The sequence below is a fragment of the Devosia sp. ZW T5_3 genome, from assembly GCF_044987315.1.
Taxonomy (GTDB): Bacteria; Pseudomonadota; Alphaproteobacteria; order Rhizobiales; family Devosiaceae; genus Devosia.
On sequence record NZ_JBJDRE010000001.1, the window covers coordinates 20,703 to 40,182 of the forward strand.

Below are 19,480 nucleotides of genomic sequence, written 5' to 3' on the forward strand. Positions count from 1 at the left end.
CTATCCTTTTAATCGGCGTTCTGCCTCTTCAGTTATTTGCATCACGCGATTGCTGCTAATGGCAGAAGCCGGTGGTGGTACGGACGTAAGAACCGCCGTGATGTTTTTTTGAGCGTCGGAAATTACCTCGGGCGCAGCATCGAAGGCGCTTCCCTGCAGGATGGCCTCCACAGAAGTAAATGCTTTTGCCGCCAAGTAATTAAGGTGTTTGTCCAGCTCCAATCTCTGGTCATCGGTAAGACTTACGAGCTTCGTCGCTAAATTCGTGAAGAAAGAAGCTCCCGTCGATATTTGGCCAACATGGCCAGTATCGGCGCTTACTAAACCGGCGGTAGTCGACCCATTTGGCAGCGTCCAGCCGTAGCGATCAAAAGAGACCCCTCGGTTGCGAAAGTCGCCGTTAGGAGCATCAGGGTGCGCGCCAACAGTTTCATCGAGCTCAAACGAAAGTTTGAGAAATGGGCGTTTGGTACAGGCAGGAATGATAGCTATGTCTCGCCATCCGTCCTTACTTTCGAAAACATGGGGTGCTGGTTCGTCGTCTACATAAAACCGCATTTGGGCGCGCTGTCGCTCTTTGCTGTATCCGTGGATCCATAGCTTGACAGATAGATCGACTGCTGGCGGACATGGCATGTACAATACCGTGCGAGCAGCGGGCCCAGACCAAACCCGACACTTGCCTGTCTCAGCGGAGTCTCGGCCGTGAAACCCGCTTCCTATGAGAACATCATTGACGTCCATTATGATGCTGCTGTCCGAAAGATAAGGACGGAGTCGCGAAACGGCCTGCTCAGCGTGCAGTGCCTCGAACGTTGCCTCAGAATACGAGGCTTCGTCCCGATATAAGTCGTCGAACCGTCTGGAACAGAAGGCGTACAATTCATCGTCGTAGCGGGTTAGCTCATCAAGGATGTCACTAGCATCATCGATTTCTTCGGCTGATATGTTCGATCTGCCGGTTACGTTGCGCATCCCCCCCGCGACATCATCTGGAACAACACCTAGTCGAGAAGCAATTACAGCACGCGTTTCGACCATCCGTTCGGCTATCCCCACGAGGAAGTACTCTGCCACCACATTGTCGATCGCATTTTGGAGGAGTGCCCCTGCGTCGCGGGAGCTGAAAACCCCTGCGGTCGTCGGCGATGCAAGAGCCCGGACTTGATGGTTATCAATGAAGCCGACGGCATCTGTGGCCTTGAACTCTTCGAGGAAGTCACGCAGCGACATTTTCGAGGCCTTATCGATGGCTACCTCTTCAATATTGCCGGTTACGTGACCTGCATTAGCTTCTCTCCGCCAATCCGCTATCTGCGACAAGAGTCGGTCTCTAGGTTTCCGGATTATCGTGAACCTGAAAGTGGAAGGTGGCAAACCCTTCCAAAGCGTCCGGTGGGTGCCCACGATAGGCGACACGTAGAATGCGGCGCTATTCACCAGATCATCGAGGTGCTGACGTTCTGGCGTTCGGGGGTCCACAACTGGCTCAACCCACCTTTGGTCATTAGCCACATGCCAATCCAACCAGGCGTTTAGCGAGGTTCCACCACATTTCTTCAGGTGAAAATGGTAGGCTTTCTGATAACCATTTGCAAACATGTGGGCCTCCTCGCCGAACGTCGCTCAACGTACCGATTGATCTTCGTAACGCAACTATCTCGATCATCCATTGACGGGTCGCAACGAGGAGCCGCCACTACGCTTAATTCTATTCCCCACACCACAACGCCCTCACCTTAACAGTCCCGACTGTCACGACCGCCGGCCATAGACTGACCGCGCACCTACAAGCAAAGCCATGGCCAGAGAAACAGGCCACGCACGTTCGCAAAGAACTTGCAAGTTGCCTGGTGCTACCATGGCACAAAAATCTCTTGCGCTGATTTTGCGAACGCGCGCCCACTATTCACCTGACAATTTCCGACAGCAGTCAGAATGCGCGCAGCCAATGATAACCTTGTAGTGCCACGTTTGCTCCCCTACGGCACCTTGCCACGAGGGCTGAACTGCACTGAAGCATCAGCTTATTCGGAGTCTCCGCCTCGTTGTTCGACGAGATGGTGAAGGACGGCCGAGCTCCTAGACCGAACTAATAAACAACAGGACAATTTGGGATCACGTTGCTCTGGACACCTGTTTCGACTCTTTGCCGACAAAGGACACAGCCAACCCGTAGGACGCCTCATATGCCTAAGTTTCGGCTGCGTGACGGCAGCGGAGAAATATCCCTAAAGCACACCATCGAAGACACCGACCAACACCGTAACGTGCGGGTTTACTTCCGCTAACCAAGGAAGGCGAAGATTCGTCTCGTTGAACCACCTGGCACCGATGCTTTCTTGTTGGAATATCGCACGGCCGCTTCTGGCGAAACCACGACCGCCAAAGATCGCCGACCCCAAAGTCGAGCGCCGGCAAATTGTCGTGCCTCATTGAGCGCTATTTCGAGTCGGCGGAATTTCAGGGTCTGAATGTTCGCATCGAGTATGTGCGGCGGCTTATCCTTGGCCATATCGCCGCAACTGATGGCAATAAGCCATACAAGCTTCTCGAGACCAAGCATGTGCGCAGGATGCGTGATCTCAAGGCCAAGCAGCCCGAAGCAGCCAACGGCCGTGTAAAGGCCCTGCGAGCGGTCTATGCATGGGCAGTGTTGCCAAGTGTTGAGCTCGTAACGACCAACCCAGCCAAAGACGTTCCTTACATTGAAGTAAAAGGCGACGGGCAGCCGACTCGTCTCGCAGCTGCTAGTATTAGCCTTGCCTACGCAGTCGGGATCGTACCGCCATCGATCACGTGCTCCGTGCCTGTGATTGATGCTGCGCGATCTGAGGCGAGGAAAGCAATCAGACTGGCAACTTCGTCTGCCTCGACTGGCCGACCAAGGGGAATGCCACCCAGCGAGTCCATGATCAGCTTGACGCCCCCGGCATAGTCCGTACCTGCCTCCTTGGCGAGACGGGTAGCCAGATCATTTGACGCTTCGCCTGCGATCCAGCCTGGCGAAACGCGCACCACGCGCACGCCCTTGGGCGAAACCTCCTTGGACAGACTTTTACTATAGGTCGACAGCGCCGCTTTGGCTGCGGCATAGGCGGTCGTGGCATCTGCCAAAGGCAGGCGGTTCTGGATTGAGGTCACGTGAATAACCACACCGCTGCCCTGTGCAATCATACCTGGCAACAGCGCGCGATCCAATCTGACGGCTGGGTACAGGTTGAGATCAAACTCCTTGTGCCATTGCATGTCGCTTAGCGCGGCGAACCCGCCAGCAGGTGAAGACGAGCCGCCCAGCATGTTGACGATGATATCAAGGCCACCCAGCCGCTGGTGAACGGCTTCGACAACCGTGTGGCATCCCGCCGCGGTGGTCAGGTCGGCCGCCACAAACAGCTCTGCCGGCAAGACATCGGGCTTGGTCCGTGCCGTGGTCAGAATGCGCGCTCCGAGCTTCCGGAACAGGGCAACGGTCGCCGCACCCGCGCCGCGCGTGCCTGATGTGACGAGCACGCGCTTTCCGCCCAGATTGAGGAAATTTTCCATCAGTGGATCTCCAGGGAGGTGATCCAGTCGCCGGTCAGCGTGAACGTATAGTCGAGCATTGCTGGACTATTGGGAAAATTCCCGCTGACCCTGCTGCGCACGACGACCCTGTCACCATCGATCGTCTGCTCAACCGGTTCAGAGACAAGATTGGCATATTTGGCCTTGGACGCGAGCAGCCATGATAGAATTTCCGCGTGGCCCTTGTGCTTGGCGCCTTCGTCGAAAACTACGGCGTCAGGCGCGAAACTGGCAATGAGAGCATCATTGTCGGACGTGCGGTCGGCCTCGAAATAGGCGGCTATAGCTGGTGAAAGTTTCATTGCAATCATCCTTTGCGTTGGTGTGACACCAAGATGAGGATGGATCAGTGTGTCGATAAGTGGGATAAAGCGGCATGCTAAGATGAATGGATCGGGATAATGTTTCGTGCGAGCTTAACGGACCTGAACGCGGTGATCGCTGTTTCACGGCGGGGTTCATTCCGGGCTGCGGCTATTGAGCTGGGTCTGTCCAGCACCGCTTTCAGCCATACCATAGCCCGTCTCGAGGCTGAGCTTGGCGTGCGCCTGTTTAACCGGACCACCCGCAGCGTGTCGCTGACGGATGCCGGGCGCACGTTCGTTGAAAGGGTCAGTCCGGCCCTCCAGGATATTGCGGGTGCGATGGCGGAGGTAGGGGCGCAGCGACAGACCCCTTCAGGCGTCTTGCGCATCAATGCGGCAGTCACAGCCGCGCGCGAAATTTTGTCGCCGCTCGTTCTCGAATTCCTGCGACGCTTTCCGGATGTGGAGGTTGACTTGGTCACGGAGGGGCGTCTGGTAGACATCGTCGCTGAAGGATTTGACCTGGGGATACGGGTGGAAAATCTGGTGCCGAACGACATGATAGCCGTCTCACTGGGCCGCCCGCAGCGCTTTGCCGTGGTAGGATCGCCGGCTTATTTCGCGCGGTACTCCATACCTCAAACGCCGGCCGACCTGCTGGGGCATCGCTGCGTTAGAGTTCGTCTGCCCAATGGCGCGCTCTATCGTTGGCAATTTGAGAAACAAGGCGAAAGCGTGCAAATCGACGTCCGAGGACCGATCACCTTGGACGAAGGAACTCTGTCACGACAAACCGCGCTCGAAGGGGTTGGCCTTATCTTTATCCATGAACATGCTGTGCTTGAGGATATAGAGGCCGGCAGATTGATCCGGGTTTTGCAGGATTGGACTCCAGCGCTCCCGAAGCTTGCCATCTACTATCCCGGCCGTCGCAATCTCTCCGCTGGGATGCGCGCATTTATCTCGCTGGCTAAGGAGTTGGCGACCAAGCGGTCAGAGCCTGCAAATACCCCAGGTGACAGATCGTAGCCGATCGATATGTTGTCTGGTACCACTTGGGTCCAGTCCTATGCCCATGCTTACGCTAATCATCGCTGGCAGCCCTCAGAAGATATCAACCTCTCTGAGATCGCGCAGCAGATGGGCTGCTCGCGAATACAGGCTTACCGCCTTCTCGCCGAAGGTGGTGATCGCTTCTGGGCATGCGTGTGCAGATATCCCAAGCCGTTTCCATGAACGGTGAGCCTCACCAAAATCAGGCGTGGCGCAAATGCCACAATTTTAGGCGAGAATGTGGCGACTGGGTAGAAAACATGGCGTTCTCAGTAATTTAGGGATACAGGTCTCGCATTACCTGTTGGGGGAATCATGAAGAATATTGCTCTTATTGCATTTGTCTGCGCGCTTTCGACGTCGACGGCTTTCGCTGCTGACCTTGGTGTCGTGGAGCAGGCTGCTCCGGCTGCTTATACTGCCGGTGCCTTCGACTGGTCCGGCTTCTATGCTGGTGCGAACCTTGGTTATGGTTGGGCCGAGCTTGAGCAGGGCGGTTTCACATTCGACGACATTGATGGCGCTCTTGGCGGCGTTCAGGTCGGCTACAATTACGACTTCGGCGGCTTCGTCCTCGGTCTCGAAGGCGACGTTCAGATTTCCGACGTTAAGTATTCGGAAGACCTGGGTGGGGCGACCGGCGAAATCGGCATTGACTACTTCGGTACTGTCCGTGCTCGCGCCGGTTTGGCCGTTGACCGCTTTATGCCCTACGTCACCGGCGGTGTTGCCTGGGCACGTGGTTCGGTCTCCGTTTCCGGACCAGGCTTTTCGGATGAAGTCACGGACAACTTCGTTGGCTGGACTGTGGGTGGCGGCGTTGAATATGCTGTAACTGACAACATCACCGTCAAGGGCGAATATCTCTATGTCGATTTCGGCGCTGCCGACTTCGATACTGGCGTTGACATCAACCTGACCTCGCACGTCGTTCGTGCCGGCGTGAACTTCAAGTTCTAGGCTGCACTCCCAAGTTGTAGCCAAAAAGGGCCCCGGTATTCGTGCTGGGGCTTTTTGCTGCCGGCAAGCTAGTCCAGCATGGCCCAAGGCCATCTGGCGATCTCTTCGACTTCGGCCGCCGTGTATGTGCCGGCGAGCTTGCGCTTCACTCGAAACGTGTTGAACGGTGCCCGGTCGTCCGTACAGATCGCAGCCCATGCCTCGATCGCACGCCCGAGAAACTCGGCTCCCCTGTCGGTCAGCGGCAATAGGCGCTTTTCCATGACCCCCAGGGGATTGGGAGGGCGGCCGAGCGACGGTTCGGCCAATATCGTTGACACTGTCGCTATTGGCTTATTGCCAGCACCCATAACTGCCGTAATGCACGAACTGATGATGGATCGAGGCGCGGCGGCTACACGGGTATCTACCTAGATAGCGTCATGGTTGGCGAAAGCGCTGCCAGTCGCCGGGATGAACGTCAACAATGCCACTAATACCACTAATAGTTCGGGTATCCGGCCCCACCTCCGGCAACGCTGATCCTGGCCGTCGATTCTGCATTTCCTCAAAGTCCGCAAGGGTGAAGCTCTTTGGGGTCTGACGCGGGCTACGCGCCACAAAAAGAAACCCCGGCGGGCAGCCGGGGCAAGGTTGGGTACGTATCTGACCCAGCCCTAATGCTTGCCGCCAGCATAGGTTCCGCTGGAAAAGGGCTATTCCCATGGGAGTATTGGCTGCTCCGGCAAAGTCCTGATCGAGATGGACGGAGGCATATCACGCGCCGGCGTCACCCTGTCATCGCTCCAGTACCAGACGGTGCGCAGGTCAAACGATGAGCGAGTTAGCTTCGTCACGGTGGCGGCGTCATGGCTATCGAAACCGAGCCGTGCGGCTTTGGCAGCACCGGCAAGTCCCATTGCGGCCGCCAGCATTTCGGTCCCGCATACGTCGAGTTCGGTTCTCTTTTGGCCACGCTCAGAGAGCATCGTCATCGACAGGTCTCCAGGTCTCTAGGAATCGCACCGATAGAGCACTTGGCCGTGCTCCCTGTCTGCCAATCAGCTGAACTGTTCAAAAACTAACCCCGGCACAAAGGGGCGGTAGTGTCGAGGTTAGCTCCGACTTCTGAAGGTGCAGGAGATGCCTGCTCAATAATAACTGCCAGGCTTTACCGACGTTCCAGTTGCCATCATCAGGAGAATACTCACAAATCGGCGACCAAAGCTGGTGGGAGAAGGAGAGCGGCCGAGGTGCGGCGGCGACAGCCGCTCTCCTGAGGGCTTTGACGGCCCTGCAAAGATATTACGTAAGTATATGAAGCTATCAATACATTTGTTATTGTTGAACTGCTACAATGTTGCCTGTTCTAGTTTCGACGCTTCAGTTTGATGCCAAATGATTGCGCTTGGTGCGGACGGCTTTACTGCAATGGTCGGAAGTTTCTTTGCGGCGGCGATGGCATCGTCCATCCAGCCGAACGGCCCATCCATGAAGCCGTGTTCGTCATAGACACCAAAGCTATCGTCCACCCGTTGGCGAACCTCCCAACCATTGATCCGCACAACAGTCTTTTCCATCGGTTCCTCCATTTTGGGCCGGGTTAGCGGACTCCCTAAATTCCGATCCTTCCGGAATGTTCCAGCCTACATCATAGGAGGGCCAGCGTGGCCAAACCCAACGCGGAGAAAGACGTTTCGCGCAAAGCGCCTGGCATCGTGGCGCAGCTTATCCGTGACTTCCCGTCACGTCAGAAAACGATGCGGCGATCCCGGGCAATCTTGGCCATGAGAGCGCCGGGCTGACCGTACTGCGGGAAATCAAGCGGACCGTGGCGGGATCGCGCGGCCCAGTGAGGTAGGCCGGGGCGCCGCTACGCTTATCCCCGAACCCAGTTTGCCGCCTGGATTTACCAATGGCGTTGGCCAGCCCCACAACGCTTAATAAATCGGGAAGCGAGGGGTCGCCAGTGTTCAGACAAACCTAGCGCCTCCCGAATGGTGTTTTAGAATTCGCTCCAGTCACTCGAAATCGCCGCATTGCCTTGGCTGAGGTAGGCCCTGGCGGCACGCTTCGCATTGGCCGGCTTGATGGCGCTGTGTGGCGGCGGCGCCGAATTGCGCTGGACCACAGCACGACCTTCGCCGGTTTTGAACACCGTAACGATATCGTCCAGCGCCCCGGCCTGTGCCTCGGTCTGTTCGATCGAGGCATTCATTTCCTCAACCAATGCCGCATTGTGCTGGGTCATCTCATCCATCTGACGGACAGCAATATTGACCTCTTCGATGGCCGATGCTTGTTCCTGGCTATCGCGCGCAATGCCATCCATCAGTTGATTGTTGGCGCGCGCCGCATCCAGCATGGCATGCAGCCGCCCTGCCGCGTCCGACACCAGGCGCGAGCCCAGTCCCACCTCGCCGGTCGACTGTTCGATCAGGACCTTGACGTCGGCCGAGGCAGAGGCTGCCGATTGCGCCAGACGCCGCACTTCCACGGCCACGACCGCAAAGCCCTTGCCGGCATCGCCGGCCCGCGCTGCTTCTACCGAGGCATTGAGTGCCAACAGGTTGGTCTGGAAGGCGATATCATCGATCATGCCGATGATATTGGAGATCTTGCCCGAACTGGTTTCGATCGCCGTCATGGCCTCATTGGCCTTTTCCATCACCTTGCGGCCCTCTTCGGCGGTGCGGGTCACTTCGCCGGCGTTGACGCTGGCATCCTTGGCGCGCTGCGAATTCTGCAGCACAGTCGCTGCCAGCTGTTCCATGGTTGCCGAGGTCTCTTCGATCGTCGCCGCCTGCTTGGTGGTGCGTTCAGAGAGATCATTGGCGCCGGCCAGGATTTCCCCGGTGGCGAGGCGCAGCGATCGCGACGTATCGCGCAACTGCATCACTACCTCGCTGAGCTTGTCGCCCACCGCATTGGTATCGGTCTTGAGGCGGGCAAAGGCACCCTGATACTCGCCTTCCATGCGCATGGTCAGGTCCGTATTGGCGAGAGCCGTCAGCACCCGGCCGGTCTCGTCTAGCCCGCGGTCCACGGTGGCCACGAGGCTGTTGACGCTGCCTGCCAGCCCGTTGAGTTCGGGATCGGGGAATTGAGCCTCGACGCGGCGGCTGAAATTGCCGGCGATCGCGGCATCCACTACTTCGCCGAAAGCCCCCTGCAGTTCGCTCATCATCTGCTGGCGCGCCTTCTGGTCGGCAATGATGCGCGCCGCTTCCGCCTCGGTCATCTGGCTGACCTTGAGCCCGTTTTCACGGAACACTTCGACGGAGCGCGCCATGTCGCCGATTTCGTCGCGACGGGTCATGCCCTGCGGCACCACGTCGAAGTCATTGTCGGCGATGCGCACCATGTCACGGTTCAGCCTGGCGATCGGCTTACTGATCGAGCGGGCGATGAAAACGCCGATGAGCAGCAGCAACAAGGTCACGCCAAAGGCAATGGCCCCGCTGATCAGCGCGGCCTCGCCGAAGATGGCATCGACCTGTGTGGTCAAGACGCCCGAGGCAATCGTCCAGCCCCAGGGGGTGAAAGCCTGCGCGTAGCTGACCTTGTCGAAAAAGCCGCCTTCCGGAGACTTAAACAGATAGGTGACAAAGGTTGACCCATTGGCGATGGCATTGGTGACCATCTCCTTGATGTAGAGCTTGCCGGCGCCATCCGCTTCGATAGAACGGTCGCTACCCTGCTTTTCCGGCTTGGTCGGATGCATCAGCATGACCATGTCGAACGTGTCGATGAACACGTATTCCCCGCCCTGATAGCGGAAGCCGCGCAGGGACTCGAGCGTCAGCGACTTGGCTTCTTCTTCGGTGAATTCACCAGCTTGGGCCCGGTCATAGTAATTTTGCGCAATGCTTGTCGCGCCCTGAACCACGCTCTGCAATTCGGTGCGCTTGAAGGCGTCGAGGTTCTCGCGCAACGTGTAGAGCTGATATGCCAGTACGCTGGCAAATCCGATGGCGAAGATAATGATCAAAGCATAGAGGCGTCGGGCGATGCTGCCAGTGAAGAAGTTAGTCACTTTGTCTCCAGTGACGTGCGGGCAACAGGAATGACACTGGTCCGCCTGCGGATGAAGCCTGGTACGTCGATTATTTGATGTGGCGACGTAGGGATCCGTCAAAACGACACTGTCTTAGCTTGGTTAATCGCCGGTAAAATGCCGTGTGACATCCGTGGTGTTTTGAGTTCACAACTGAAGGAAAGCGTATGGCAGCAGGTTTCTATTCTCCTGATCGCATATAGGAGCTCAGAGGCTCTTGGGCCGAGGATGAAGGGCGGCGTTCAGAAGTACTGGCCTCAGTCGATTAGCACTTTTTACCCGGCACCATGCTGGCTCGGCATTTTCTGCACAGAAAGACCGACCTGAACACAGCCCGCCGAGCCAAATTCCTCCCTATTCCAGTGTTCTGCGCTTGGCCTGGATTTTGCATGAACGAGGACGACTGATTGTCACGAGGTCCACCATGCAGATTACAGCTGCCACATTCGCCGATCCTGCAATGCGGCAATACCTGCAGACCTACTATGAAAATCAGAAAGCGGAGGCGGTGGCGTCGTGGAAGGCTCGTGACCCTATTCCCGAAAACGCGGAATTCCGACTTCCAGACGGCTCTGTGCTGATCGGCAAGGCTATCCAGATCAGCGCCGAACAAATGGAAAAAGCGATCGTTCCTTTCGACCAGTGGCTCGACTTCCAGATTGACCGGTTCACCAATCCCGGACTTGGGCCAAAGCGTTTGGAGATGGCGCAGCAGCAACTCGATTTTGTCCAGGCGAACGGTCCTGATAGCAGTTCAAACGCCCGCACGACATTTTCAAGTAACGGCGTCTTGTTGGCCGCTCTCTATACCGATGGCACCACCATGACGTCGAATGGTAGTGCGCAAATTCTCAGCCCCATTCTCGATAGAGCCAACGACCTGGAACTGACTGGACAGATGCGTACCGACTATCTGACCCGCGAAATCCAGGTTGCGCTATCAAAGCGGCACCGGGATCTCAACGTCACCAGCCACCCTGACAATGCCATTCCGACCAAGCGTGAATTTGGACAGCTCTGGCACCCCAATTTTGACATTGATGACCATCATGCATCCGCCATAGCCGAGGCGCAGGCGAGTTACGATGATGCCCATGCGTGGTATCAGCAGTCGCAGACAAATCTGGATCAGATGCGCGACTTTCTACTGAAGATGCAGGAAGCCTAGGACATTTCCGCTTATGACCTCAGCGTAGTGGCGTAGCGCCTCCGCCAATCAACGCTGGCCGCATCCTTGGCTCCATACCCATGAGCGGTCGGTCCGCATTCGACCCAAATCGGTCATCAACGCTGTTCAAGAGAATTTCCTACGCCACTGTCGAGGGGGCCCATGTTCGTTGAATGGCGTGTGCTGCTAGTCGGTTTCCTAGGTAGCCACGCGTCCCCGGACGGCGTGAGCACGACCCTGGACTGTCAATTCGCCTAAACCGTGAGAGCCGCGGACAGAATCGCGAATGCGACTGACTTGCTGCGCACCGAGCTTAGCAAGAACCTGCCCGATGCCCGGGGCCGAAACAGCCGTCGCCCAATAGTCATCGAAACTTGGAAAGACGCGGTGCGCTACGATTTCACGGGTTTCAACGTCCATCAAACCCGCGTCGGTCCAAAGGCGGTAAAGTGCGTCGAGCCTCGCAACTTCGGAGTGAGGTGGCAAGATCGGCTCCGCGCCTGTGCTGCGCATGGCAAGATGGACATCCTCATAGGGGAAACCACCTCCTTCAATATCCCAGGCATATGCGGCAACGGTGCCACCGGGCCGAACGACACGCCGCAGTTCCGCGACCCCTTTGGCCGGATCTGGAACGAAGAAAATGACCAGCGCCATAATGGCCACATCGAAGGCGGAGGCCGGATATGGGAGCTGTACCGCGGAACCCAGAGTGAAGGTGGCCACACCCGAGTGGTGTCGGTTTCGGGCAAACTCCAACTGCGCCGGTGATGGATCGATCGCTTCGACTGACGTCGGCTTGCTCCGCCGAACAATCAACTCGGTGGAAGCGCCGTTTCCGCACCCGACATCCGCCCACCTGGAACCGTCCGGGACATCCAGCCAATCAAGGAAGTCCGCTCCGATCAAAGCGCTCCAGACGCCCATCATGGCCTCGTAGCCTGCGCCGTCGCTAAACTTCATTGCATCTGCCATGAGTTCCTCCCGCAGGGGGTAGCTTAGCGCGATGGTTGGCTCGGCGGTAGTCCTAGGCGCCTGTCGTGGGACGGCAAGGCCGCTTCGAGAATTCGCGAAGGCTCGTCCAACGGCTGAAATGGGCAGAAAGGGGAAGGGCGGGGCGATCACACACCACCGGCGGCTCCCGACCCCTTCTCTGCCGTCCATCGGCAGTGATGGCTTGCCCGAAACCTGCCGTTGGTTCAAGTTCGGTGCCCGACAGCGCCATAGGAAAATGCCGTGAAAGATAGTGTAGGCGTGTCTGTGGTTGAGGCGGCGATTGGAGACAAACCGGTAATAGCCAACCTGATCCAGCTCTATCTCTATGATATGACGGCGGATCTACCTTTCCCGATCGGTCGCGACGGGCGCTTCGAGTATGATTTCTTGGAGCGCTTCTGGGAGCATCCCTACCTCATCTTTAGTGGTCCAGAGCTGGTGGGCTTTGCTTTCGTCGTCAACGGCAGTCCCATCACGGACACTCCCGACCGCCGCTTCATGGCAGAGTTTTTTGTGCTTAAGGCCTACCGCGGGCAGGGGGTGGGATCATTCGCCTCTAGGCAACTTCTTGAACGTCATCCTGGACCATGGCAACTCGGAGTCATTGGAAAAAATGGCGGCGCCAACGCGTTTTGGGCAAGGGTCGTTGAGCCCTATGCACCCACCTCATACCCGCACCATTTCGACGGTGAAGACTGGCTCATTTACGAGTTTGAAGTGGCCTGATTGCCGCGCGTAGCGTGACCAAGCGGCCGGGATCGGAAGTCGTTCGGTTGAGATCCTCTTGCCATGTGCCCAAAAGCCGACGGGCAGAAAACCACCCCAGAGCGAACATGGCTGGCAACTAAGATCGCAGCGAACTGAACGGCCACTTGCAATGCCACCGAGCTAATGCGTGGTTGCGCCGATCAGGCGTCCGTCTCCACAACGGCGCTCCGTTGACAGTCGGCTGCGTGCGGGATTAGGTTTACCTCGCCGCGCAACAGAGGAGGCATCCAATGACAGAAATTGTGAGAAACGCCTTCCGTCGCGCCGCCGCGTAGCTTTCCAAAACACGGAATTCCGGCTGGCGCCTTCATGGCCCTGATCTCAGGAATTCCATCATGCTTGAACAGTTCGGCTGGAGCGATGCGCTTCAGCAACAATTTGCCGGCTATGCCGCCGAGGGGTTGATCCCAGCACGGGTAATCGTCCAACAGCGCGGCCTCTATGAAGTCGTGTCGGAAAGCGGCGAGCTTTCCGCCACCTTAAGAGGCAAACTCGCTCATGAAGCCGACGAGGGAGGTTACCCGGTCACCGGCGACTGGGTCGCCATACGAGAACGGCCCTCGGAGGGTAGCGCCACCATCCATCATGTGCTGCCGCGGAGCACGGCCTTCATTCGCCGCGCCAGCGGTCCAGGTGCCGCACGCGGTCAGGTCGTGGCCGCCAATGTCGATGTCGCCCTTCTTGCAGCCTCAATGAATGGTGATCTTAACGCCCGTCGGCTTGAACGCTATCTTGCCGCCGCCTTGGAGAGCGGGGCCGATCCAGTGATCGTTCTGACCAAGGCCGACATGTGTCTCGACATCACCGCCTGCCTGTCTGAGGTCGAGGCGGTTTCTATCGGCGTGCCGGTCCTTACTGTTTCGGCCGTGACCGGAGAAGGCCTTGATGCCCTGCGGGCTTATCTCAAGCCCCGGCAGACGGCAGTCGTGCTCGGTAGCTCTGGCGTTGGCAAATCGACCTTGGTGAACGCGCTGGCTGGCAAGGCGATAATGGCTACGCAGGGAATCCGGGAGGACGATGCGCGAGGCCGCCACACAACCACGCATCGCGAACTGGTGCTGCTGCCCAGCGGTGCTCTGCTGCTCGATACGCCGGGCATGCGCGAGCTGGGTCTGTGGGATGCCGGCGACGGGATGTCTTCAGCCTTCGCCGACATCGAGGCGCTTGCCACCCAATGCCGGTTTCATGATTGCGCCCATAATACCGAGCCCGGTTGCGCCATCATCGAGGCGCTGGACAGCGGCGCGCTCGATGCAGCGCGCTGGACCGCCTACGGCAAGCTGCAACGCGAATTGGACTTCCACAGCATCAAGGATGACCCAAAGGCCCAGGCCGAAAATCGCAAGAAGCGTATTCGGCTCAACAAGGGGCATCGTGCCGAGATGAAATTTCGAAAGCAATATGAATAAGTCAGGAAGGACAGCCATACGCGTCCCTTCTGCCAATGCCGACACTGAGACGTCGTCTTGGTGGCGAAGCACCTTCCGTTTTTGGGAGTCGCCGTGAGGTACTCGAACGGCCGAAATGGGGCGCGTTGCCGTCCGGCGGCTTGCGTCGACCCCACCCAGCCATTGGCGCATCGCTCCGGCGGTTGAGCTTCATGGACAAAAAAGGGACGTTGCGTGCCCTCCCGGAGATTTCTTCACGAAACATGTCTATTTCGCATGGCCTCGCTCGTCGTTCTGAAGCCGGACGATAAACCAGTCGAACCTGCGCGCACTCGACCCCGACAGGAGGTTATCATGACCGCAATTTTGACCGTCGATGTATTCTGCAGCCTGGACGGCTTCGGGAGTGTGAGCGGCGGCTGGGGTGGCTATTGGGGCAAGCAGGGTCCCGAGCTGCTTGCCCATCGTCTCGCCCTCTACAGCGAGGAGCAGCGTCTGGTGCTTGGAGCTAGGACTTACAGGGCGTTTGCGAGCATGCGCTCCTCAGATGACGCGGCTTCGGACGTTTTCGATCCATGGGTCAATCGCATGGTGAACCTGCCGACTACGGTCGTGTCCAACTCCCTGAAGGCACCGCTGAATTGGCCGAATGCCACCGTCGAGGCCGGCGATGGCGTCGATATACTTGCCCGTTTCAAACAGGAATCTGCAGTTCCGCTACGAACACACGGCAGCCTGTCGCTCAACCGATCGCTGCTTGCCGCGGGTCTCGTCGACCGCCTGCAGGTAACGGTCTTCCCCGCAATCACCGGTCAGACCGGCACTGAGCCGCTGTTCCAGGGCGCCCAGGACTTCGATCTTGAGCTGCTGGAAACCCGAACTCTCGATGGCCGTACCCAGGAGTTCGTCTATTGTCCGTCCTTGCATTGACGACGCGACGCGCAATGGAATGCCCGCTCCGGCGCTTGCCTGCCGGCAGCTGATTGCCGGCGTGGCAGCAATTCACCCCGCTATGGCCATTGCCGGCCCCGGAACGGCCGCTTTGGGGATACGGTCGACACCGCGCCAATGGCTGAAATGTGGCGCGTTGCCGTCCGGGGGTGTCGACCCCATTGCGGCCGTTGACCAGTCGTATTCGGCGTCCTAAAAGCCGACCCACAGCAGAAGGAGATTTATGCGCAGAGGCTTGTGATCCCAACCGCAAATAGCGGTATCGCCGGCACCACAGGATGGTCGCCGAACCTCTTTGCATATCTTTTCTGCGGAGTTCTCATGAATACCGAGGACGTTTTGATTCGACCTTTCGAGGCAGCGGACACCCATAAACTTTCGAAGATCTGGCTCGAAGCTTCGTTGCTTGCTCACCCGTTTATTGGCGAGCGCCGTTTGATGGATCAACAGGCACTAATCGAAGAGCAGTATCTGCCAAGCGCTGAAACATGGGTCGCAACGATGAACGGTCAACCGGCCGGCTTCATCAGTTTGCTCGAGACCTTCATTGGAGGACTGTTTATTTGTCCGGATCGGCAAGGGCTGGGAATTGGAAGCCGTCTAGTCTCGCACGCCCTGATTTTGAAGGGTGAACTTACGCTTGAGGTCTACACTCAGAACGTGCAAGCGATGGGCTTCTACAGATCGCTCGGCTTTCAGGAGCTTTCTCGGCGCTCGGCGGACGATGAAGGTTATCCCTACGAAAATGCGCGTTTGTGTCTGATGGCATGACGATTTGCCGGGCGGTGAAGCTACCGTCCGGCAGTAATCTACTGCAGTTGCCCAAATGCAGTCGGTCTGAAATCCACCGTTATCGCCATTGCCGGTCTCTCACCGGAACGGCCGCTTTTGAGATACGTCGACACCGCGCCAATGGCTGAGACGGAGCGCTTGGATAGCTGCGGTGAAACCTCGAGTGGCCACCGTCTCCGCTGACGGGTTCCGAGCGAGTGGCCATGCAACGCTTGACCGAACAGATTCTAACCCACGCGAAAGGGCTGCCCGAGGGCACGCCAGTTGCCGCTAAAAGCTTGCTCCACCTCGGCGACCGCGCCGCGGTGGACCAGGCTCTGTCGCGCCTGAGCGAGAGGGGCTATTTGATCCGGGCGGGCCGCGGCGTCTATTTCCTGCCAATCACGAGCCGGTTCGGCACAAGAGCTCCCTCTGTGGAAAAGGCTGTCGAGGCGCTGGCCAGCCAGCGGGGGAGACCATCGTCCCGAGTGGTGCTGCTGCGGCCAATACCTTGGGCCTTACCACCCAAGTGCCGGTCCAGTCGGTCTACCTGACCTCCGGCCGCACTAGGAAGATGAACCTCGGCAAGCAGGTCGTCGAGCTTCGTCATGCGCCACGCTGGCAGCTCGCCCTGGCGCATCGGCCGGCTGGCGAGGCGGTGCGCGCTCTGGCTTGGCTTGGGCCGGAGAGAGCTGAGGTTGCCCTGCGGACCTTAAAACGAAAACTTCCGCCGGGCGCCTTCAGCGAGCTGGTCGCAGTAGCGCCGCAGCTTCCGACTTGGCTGGCACGCAGCGTGGGCAAGGCTGCGCATGGCTGATGCCTTTCTCCACCTCTGAGCGCGGCGTTGTCGAGAATTCGGATCAGTAGGACTGCACCCTAGAGCGACACCCGCCGAGGCAAACATCACGAACAACAGTGCCGCTCGGGGATTGTCCTCTGTCAAAACAGCTCCCGCGACCGCCAGCAGGTGGAAAATGGAGCCGTCGGTTGGGTTGTTACGAGAACCAATGCTGGCCTAAGCGTCGCGGTCGGCAAACACGGCGGCGATCAGCAGCAGTTCGGCGCCGAGGGTGGTCGCGAGGCGTACGAGATGCCAAGTCCACCAGCTATCACGCAAAGCAGTCCAATTGGTGGGGATCGACTCCGGTGTCCACCCCATGATCTGGTCATTGATAGGTTGGTTGAAAAAGCGGGTGACGATACCGCCAGCGACGATCGCCAACGCGGCCGCCAGATAGAGCCCCAGCACCGCAGGCCGATTGCGACCGAACACGGCCAGCACCACCACCAGCGCCAGCGCCGCGGCGGCCATGGCCGGCAAAAGGATATTGAGACCACGAACGGAGCCCTGATGCACCTCGAGGAAGGTCGTCGGTGCATAAGCAGTAATGTCGTAGCCGCGCCAAATGCCGAACATGCTGCCGGTGACGAGGCCGACAAGCAGTAGAGCAAGCACCTGGGCGGTCGTGGGCAGCGCAGCAGACATCATGAACCCCGTGGTACGGCGACCCCTTGCGGCTCACGGCAGCACGGGTAAACTGAAGATATATTCAATACAGTAGTGATGTATCGAAATGATAGAAGCTGTCAAGCCGAAGCGGAAATATGCCTCGAGGCACCGCGCCGGCCAGGCGGCGGAAACGCGCGAAGCGGTGATCGCGGCGGCGAAACAACAATTCATCGCAATGGGCTGGCAGGGAACTACTATTGCTGGCGTGGCGCGGGCGGCCGGCGTTTCGACCGAAACAATCTATGCCGTATTCGGCAACAAGCAGGCGCTGTTGCGCGCGGTGCTGGAGCGGGCGGTGCGGCGGGCGGAACCGACCATACCACTGCTGGAGCAGGCGGGGCCGCTGGCCATCGCAGCAGCGTCAGACCAGCGAGCGCAGATCGCGCTGTTTGCCGAGGACATTACGAGCGTGCTGGGCAATGTGGCGGTGCTCATGGCCGTGGTGCGCACAGCTGCTGCCACGGATACAGAACTCGCCGCCTTGTACCGAGGCCTCCACGATGGCCGCCGCCGTAACCTCGTTTTTGTCGCCAAGGCATTGTTGGATAAGGGCCCGTTGCGCGACGGAATGGATGCTGAGACGGCAACGGCGCTGCTGTGGCGGTTGGCCAGCCCTGAGCTGTTTCTCCTGATGACCGACATTGAGGGATTACAAGCGGCTAGCTACGCGGAGTGGCTAACGGATGCGTTGGTCGATGCGCTATTACCGAGCTAACCTGCTGGTCATGTGCCATTGGGCAGAATGAGTGGAGCGGGTCCTTTCCACGCAGGGAAGCATCGGCGGTGCGAAAGGCCGGGCGGTGATGGGCGCCGGTCCGGGGTTGGCGTCCGCGAGGGTGTGGGCTGCCAACTTCCATTGAAATGGATCGGAGTCATACATGGTCCCTTTCGATCCATAATTTTGAAACTGGTCACGCTTAACCCCTGTGAGCAGTATATTTTTCCAGAGCCTTGGAATTGCTACTTTACGACAAGCCATCGTTTGTATTTATGGCTTGTTGGCCTCTTTTCGCGCCGACTCGATAGCAAGGGACGAGGCGTTTTGACGTTCTGGGGGCTGTTCCGATAGCCTTCTACGCCATGACCGGTGATGCCAGAAAGCGCTTCAGCGGGGGCCCGCGGCTATGTTCCGCAGGTCTTGCCGATGTACGGATCGCTGCTCAAAGGAGTTATGCATGCGGATACCGGGTTGGATCATGGTCACGGCGACACTGGGTCTTATGTGTGCGCCCGTTCTTGCCCAGACATTGCCGTTGCCCGGCGAGCCCGCAATTCCCGAGGATTACGCCACTCTGCTCTGCCAAGATGTTGCGGGCGGCCAGGACGTTCTAGCCAATTATCTGGCTCCCGGCGAGCACTCCATCGATACGACCATTTTTCTCGAGGGGCTCAAGCTAAACGACTGCTTCTATAAGCAGGATCGGGTTGGTCCGATTGAGATCGAGAGGGTGATCGAGCGCCGTGTAGCGCAGCCCGGCCAAACTTATATCCTTTATCGCGGCACGATGGCGGACGGCACAGACGTCATCGGTATCCTGCATGAGGAAGGATACGATGCCTATCCGCGCACTGAATTCCAGCAATTCCTGGCCGAAAGTACGCGGAACGGGGTCGTTTCGGTGAGCGAAGGCGAGCGTGGCGCCTATATTTGCGCCTCGACCGAAGCGTCGATGGCCGTGTTGGACTCCATTGGCCAATCCGATGTCCCCGATGAGCAATTTGCTGCTCTGGATCTGGCGCTCGATACCAATAGCTGCGTGGCAGCTATAGGCGAATTCCGGATCATCGAACGACATGGCGATGCCTATATCGCCGGTGGTTACGAGGCCGACGAAATCTGGACTGCCCTGACGGCAATCGACCAGAGCGGGAAAAGGGTGAGCCTGCTGTATGACGTTAGCCCGTTTCGCTAATGTCCGATTGCGTTTAACTAGCGCGCCGGGCGGTGTCATGGACACCACCTACAAATACGAGCCTTCCTTGCTCATTCGCACACGATACCCAAAG

The 19,480-nt window shown here is 58.2% G+C and carries 18 protein-coding genes and 1 pseudogene; 10 read left to right on the forward strand and 9 right to left on the reverse strand.

Going from position 1 to position 19,480, the window contains the following annotated elements; all coding sequences use genetic code 11:
• From ACI3KW_RS00075 to ACI3KW_RS00085, 3 genes are all read right to left on the reverse strand, one after another.
• Positions 1 to 1,602, reverse strand: coding sequence for a hypothetical protein (locus ACI3KW_RS00075; protein WP_404846377.1), 1,602 nt, complete (start codon positions 1,600 to 1,602; stop codon positions 1 to 3).
• Between the two features lie 1,164 nt (positions 1,603 to 2,766).
• On the reverse strand, positions 2,767 to 3,546 hold the full coding sequence (locus ACI3KW_RS00080) for an SDR family oxidoreductase (RefSeq protein WP_404846378.1): 780 nt from the start codon (positions 3,544 to 3,546) through the stop codon (positions 2,767 to 2,769).
• Positions 3,546 to 3,869, reverse strand: a complete 324-nt coding sequence (locus ACI3KW_RS00085) for a nuclear transport factor 2 family protein (RefSeq protein WP_404846379.1) — start codon at positions 3,867 to 3,869, stop codon at positions 3,546 to 3,548. The genes ACI3KW_RS00080 and ACI3KW_RS00085 overlap by 1 nt, the downstream gene beginning before the upstream one ends.
• A 99-nt stretch (positions 3,870 to 3,968) precedes the next feature.
• Here ACI3KW_RS00085 and ACI3KW_RS00090 point away from each other — a divergent pair, with 99 nt between their 5' ends.
• Both ACI3KW_RS00090 and ACI3KW_RS00095 read left to right on the forward strand, forming a co-directional pair.
• The gene (locus ACI3KW_RS00090; protein ID WP_404846380.1) at positions 3,969 to 4,901 is read left to right on the forward strand and encodes a LysR family transcriptional regulator; all 933 of its coding nucleotides are present in this window, start codon (positions 3,969 to 3,971) and stop codon (positions 4,899 to 4,901) included.
• A 339-nt stretch (positions 4,902 to 5,240) separates the two neighbouring features.
• Complete coding sequence (locus ACI3KW_RS00095) at positions 5,241 to 5,885, forward strand: outer membrane protein (RefSeq protein ID WP_404846381.1); 645 nt, start codon at positions 5,241 to 5,243, stop codon at positions 5,883 to 5,885.
• Between the two features lie 68 nt (positions 5,886 to 5,953).
• Here the strand turns inward: ACI3KW_RS00095 and ACI3KW_RS00100 are convergent, their stop codons facing one another.
• The 4 genes from ACI3KW_RS00100 to ACI3KW_RS00115 form a co-directional block, all read right to left on the reverse strand.
• Positions 5,954 to 6,133: a hypothetical protein gene (locus ACI3KW_RS00100; protein WP_404846382.1), complete on the reverse strand. Its 180-nt coding sequence runs from the start codon at positions 6,131 to 6,133 to the stop codon at positions 5,954 to 5,956.
• 447 nt (positions 6,134 to 6,580) lie between these two features.
• Entirely contained in the window at positions 6,581 to 6,859 is a 279-nt protein-coding gene (locus ACI3KW_RS00105) for a hypothetical protein (RefSeq protein WP_404846384.1), read from the reverse strand.
• A 357-nt stretch (positions 6,860 to 7,216) separates the two neighbouring features.
• Positions 7,217 to 7,444 carry a hypothetical protein gene (locus tag ACI3KW_RS00110; protein ID WP_404846385.1) on the reverse strand — a complete coding sequence of 76 codons (228 nt, stop codon included), beginning with the start codon at positions 7,442 to 7,444 and terminating at the stop codon, positions 7,217 to 7,219.
• Positions 7,445 to 7,869: 425 nt separating this feature from the next.
• The gene (locus ACI3KW_RS00115; protein WP_404846386.1) at positions 7,870 to 9,900 is read right to left on the reverse strand and encodes a methyl-accepting chemotaxis protein; all 2,031 of its coding nucleotides are present in this window, start codon (positions 9,898 to 9,900) and stop codon (positions 7,870 to 7,872) included.
• A gap of 445 nt (positions 9,901 to 10,345) precedes the next feature.
• Here ACI3KW_RS00115 and ACI3KW_RS00120 point away from each other — a divergent pair, with 445 nt between their 5' ends.
• On the forward strand, positions 10,346 to 11,089 hold the full coding sequence (locus ACI3KW_RS00120) for a hypothetical protein (protein ID WP_404846387.1): 744 nt from the start codon (positions 10,346 to 10,348) through the stop codon (positions 11,087 to 11,089).
• Positions 11,090 to 11,287: 198 nt separating this feature from the next.
• Here ACI3KW_RS00120 and ACI3KW_RS00125 read toward each other — a convergent pair whose 3' ends face one another.
• The gene (locus ACI3KW_RS00125; protein WP_404846388.1) at positions 11,288 to 12,064 is read right to left on the reverse strand and encodes a class I SAM-dependent methyltransferase; all 777 of its coding nucleotides are present in this window, start codon (positions 12,062 to 12,064) and stop codon (positions 11,288 to 11,290) included.
• A gap of 261 nt (positions 12,065 to 12,325) precedes the next feature.
• On the opposite strand from ACI3KW_RS00125, the gene ACI3KW_RS00130 reads away from it, so the two are divergent.
• From ACI3KW_RS00130 to ACI3KW_RS00150, 5 genes and pseudogenes are all read left to right on the forward strand, one after another.
• Positions 12,326 to 12,811, forward strand: coding sequence for a GNAT family N-acetyltransferase (locus ACI3KW_RS00130; RefSeq protein WP_404846389.1), 486 nt, complete (start codon positions 12,326 to 12,328; stop codon positions 12,809 to 12,811).
• A 377-nt stretch (positions 12,812 to 13,188) separates the two neighbouring features.
• On the forward strand, positions 13,189 to 14,262 hold the full coding sequence (gene rsgA, locus ACI3KW_RS00135) for a ribosome small subunit-dependent GTPase A (RefSeq protein WP_404846390.1): 1,074 nt from the start codon (positions 13,189 to 13,191) through the stop codon (positions 14,260 to 14,262).
• A gap of 333 nt (positions 14,263 to 14,595) precedes the next feature.
• Positions 14,596 to 15,171: a dihydrofolate reductase family protein gene (locus ACI3KW_RS00140; protein WP_404846391.1), complete on the forward strand. Its 576-nt coding sequence runs from the start codon at positions 14,596 to 14,598 to the stop codon at positions 15,169 to 15,171.
• A gap of 342 nt (positions 15,172 to 15,513) precedes the next feature.
• Complete coding sequence (locus tag ACI3KW_RS00145; protein WP_404846392.1) at positions 15,514 to 15,963, forward strand: GNAT family N-acetyltransferase; 450 nt, start codon at positions 15,514 to 15,516, stop codon at positions 15,961 to 15,963.
• 224 nt (positions 15,964 to 16,187) lie between these two features.
• Positions 16,188 to 16,780 (forward strand): annotated as a pseudogene (locus ACI3KW_RS00150) (DUF6088 family protein).
• A gap of 198 nt (positions 16,781 to 16,978) precedes the next feature.
• Here the strand turns inward: ACI3KW_RS00150 and ACI3KW_RS00155 are convergent.
• Positions 16,979 to 17,449, reverse strand: coding sequence for a DUF1772 domain-containing protein (locus ACI3KW_RS00155; protein WP_404846393.1), 471 nt, complete (start codon positions 17,447 to 17,449; stop codon positions 16,979 to 16,981).
• Between the two features lie 88 nt (positions 17,450 to 17,537).
• Between ACI3KW_RS00155 and ACI3KW_RS00160 the strand changes: the two genes are divergently transcribed.
• Entirely contained in the window at positions 17,538 to 18,188 is a 651-nt protein-coding gene (locus tag ACI3KW_RS00160) for a TetR/AcrR family transcriptional regulator (protein ID WP_404846394.1), read from the forward strand.
• Between the two features lie 460 nt (positions 18,189 to 18,648).
• A complete protein-coding gene (locus ACI3KW_RS00165; RefSeq protein ID WP_404846395.1) occupies positions 18,649 to 19,386 on the forward strand; it encodes a hypothetical protein in 738 nt (245 codons plus the stop codon).
• Positions 19,387 to 19,480: the final 94 nt, after the last annotated feature.

Excerpts from the sequence above, each read along its gene's own strand:
- ACI3KW_RS00075 (WP_404846377.1), bottom strand. The coding sequence starts at position 1,602 with ATGTTTGCAAATGGTTATCAGAAAGCCTACCATTTTCACCTGAAGAAA.
- ACI3KW_RS00080 (WP_404846378.1), bottom strand. The coding sequence starts at position 3,546 with ATGGAAAATTTCCTCAATCTGGGCGGAAAGCGCGTGCTCGTCACATCA.
- ACI3KW_RS00085 (WP_404846379.1), bottom strand. The coding sequence starts at position 3,869 with ATGAAACTTTCACCAGCTATAGCCGCCTATTTCGAGGCCGACCGCACG.
- ACI3KW_RS00090 (WP_404846380.1), top strand. The coding sequence starts at position 3,969 with ATGTTTCGTGCGAGCTTAACGGACCTGAACGCGGTGATCGCTGTTTCA.
- ACI3KW_RS00095 (WP_404846381.1), top strand. The coding sequence starts at position 5,241 with ATGAAGAATATTGCTCTTATTGCATTTGTCTGCGCGCTTTCGACGTCG.
- ACI3KW_RS00105 (WP_404846384.1), bottom strand. The coding sequence starts at position 6,859 with ATGACGATGCTCTCTGAGCGTGGCCAAAAGAGAACCGAACTCGACGTA.
- ACI3KW_RS00110 (WP_404846385.1), bottom strand. The coding sequence starts at position 7,444 with ATGGAAAAGACTGTTGTGCGGATCAATGGTTGGGAGGTTCGCCAACGG.
- ACI3KW_RS00120 (WP_404846387.1), top strand. The coding sequence starts at position 10,346 with ATGCAGATTACAGCTGCCACATTCGCCGATCCTGCAATGCGGCAATAC.
- ACI3KW_RS00125 (WP_404846388.1), bottom strand. The coding sequence starts at position 12,064 with ATGGCAGATGCAATGAAGTTTAGCGACGGCGCAGGCTACGAGGCCATG.
- rsgA (WP_404846390.1), top strand. The coding sequence starts at position 13,189 with ATGCTTGAACAGTTCGGCTGGAGCGATGCGCTTCAGCAACAATTTGCC.
- ACI3KW_RS00140 (WP_404846391.1), top strand. The coding sequence starts at position 14,596 with ATGACCGCAATTTTGACCGTCGATGTATTCTGCAGCCTGGACGGCTTC.
- ACI3KW_RS00145 (WP_404846392.1), top strand. The coding sequence starts at position 15,514 with ATGAATACCGAGGACGTTTTGATTCGACCTTTCGAGGCAGCGGACACC.
- ACI3KW_RS00155 (WP_404846393.1), bottom strand. The coding sequence starts at position 17,449 with ATGTCTGCTGCGCTGCCCACGACCGCCCAGGTGCTTGCTCTACTGCTT.
- ACI3KW_RS00160 (WP_404846394.1), top strand. The coding sequence starts at position 17,538 with ATGATAGAAGCTGTCAAGCCGAAGCGGAAATATGCCTCGAGGCACCGC.
- ACI3KW_RS00165 (WP_404846395.1), top strand. The coding sequence starts at position 18,649 with ATGCGGATACCGGGTTGGATCATGGTCACGGCGACACTGGGTCTTATG.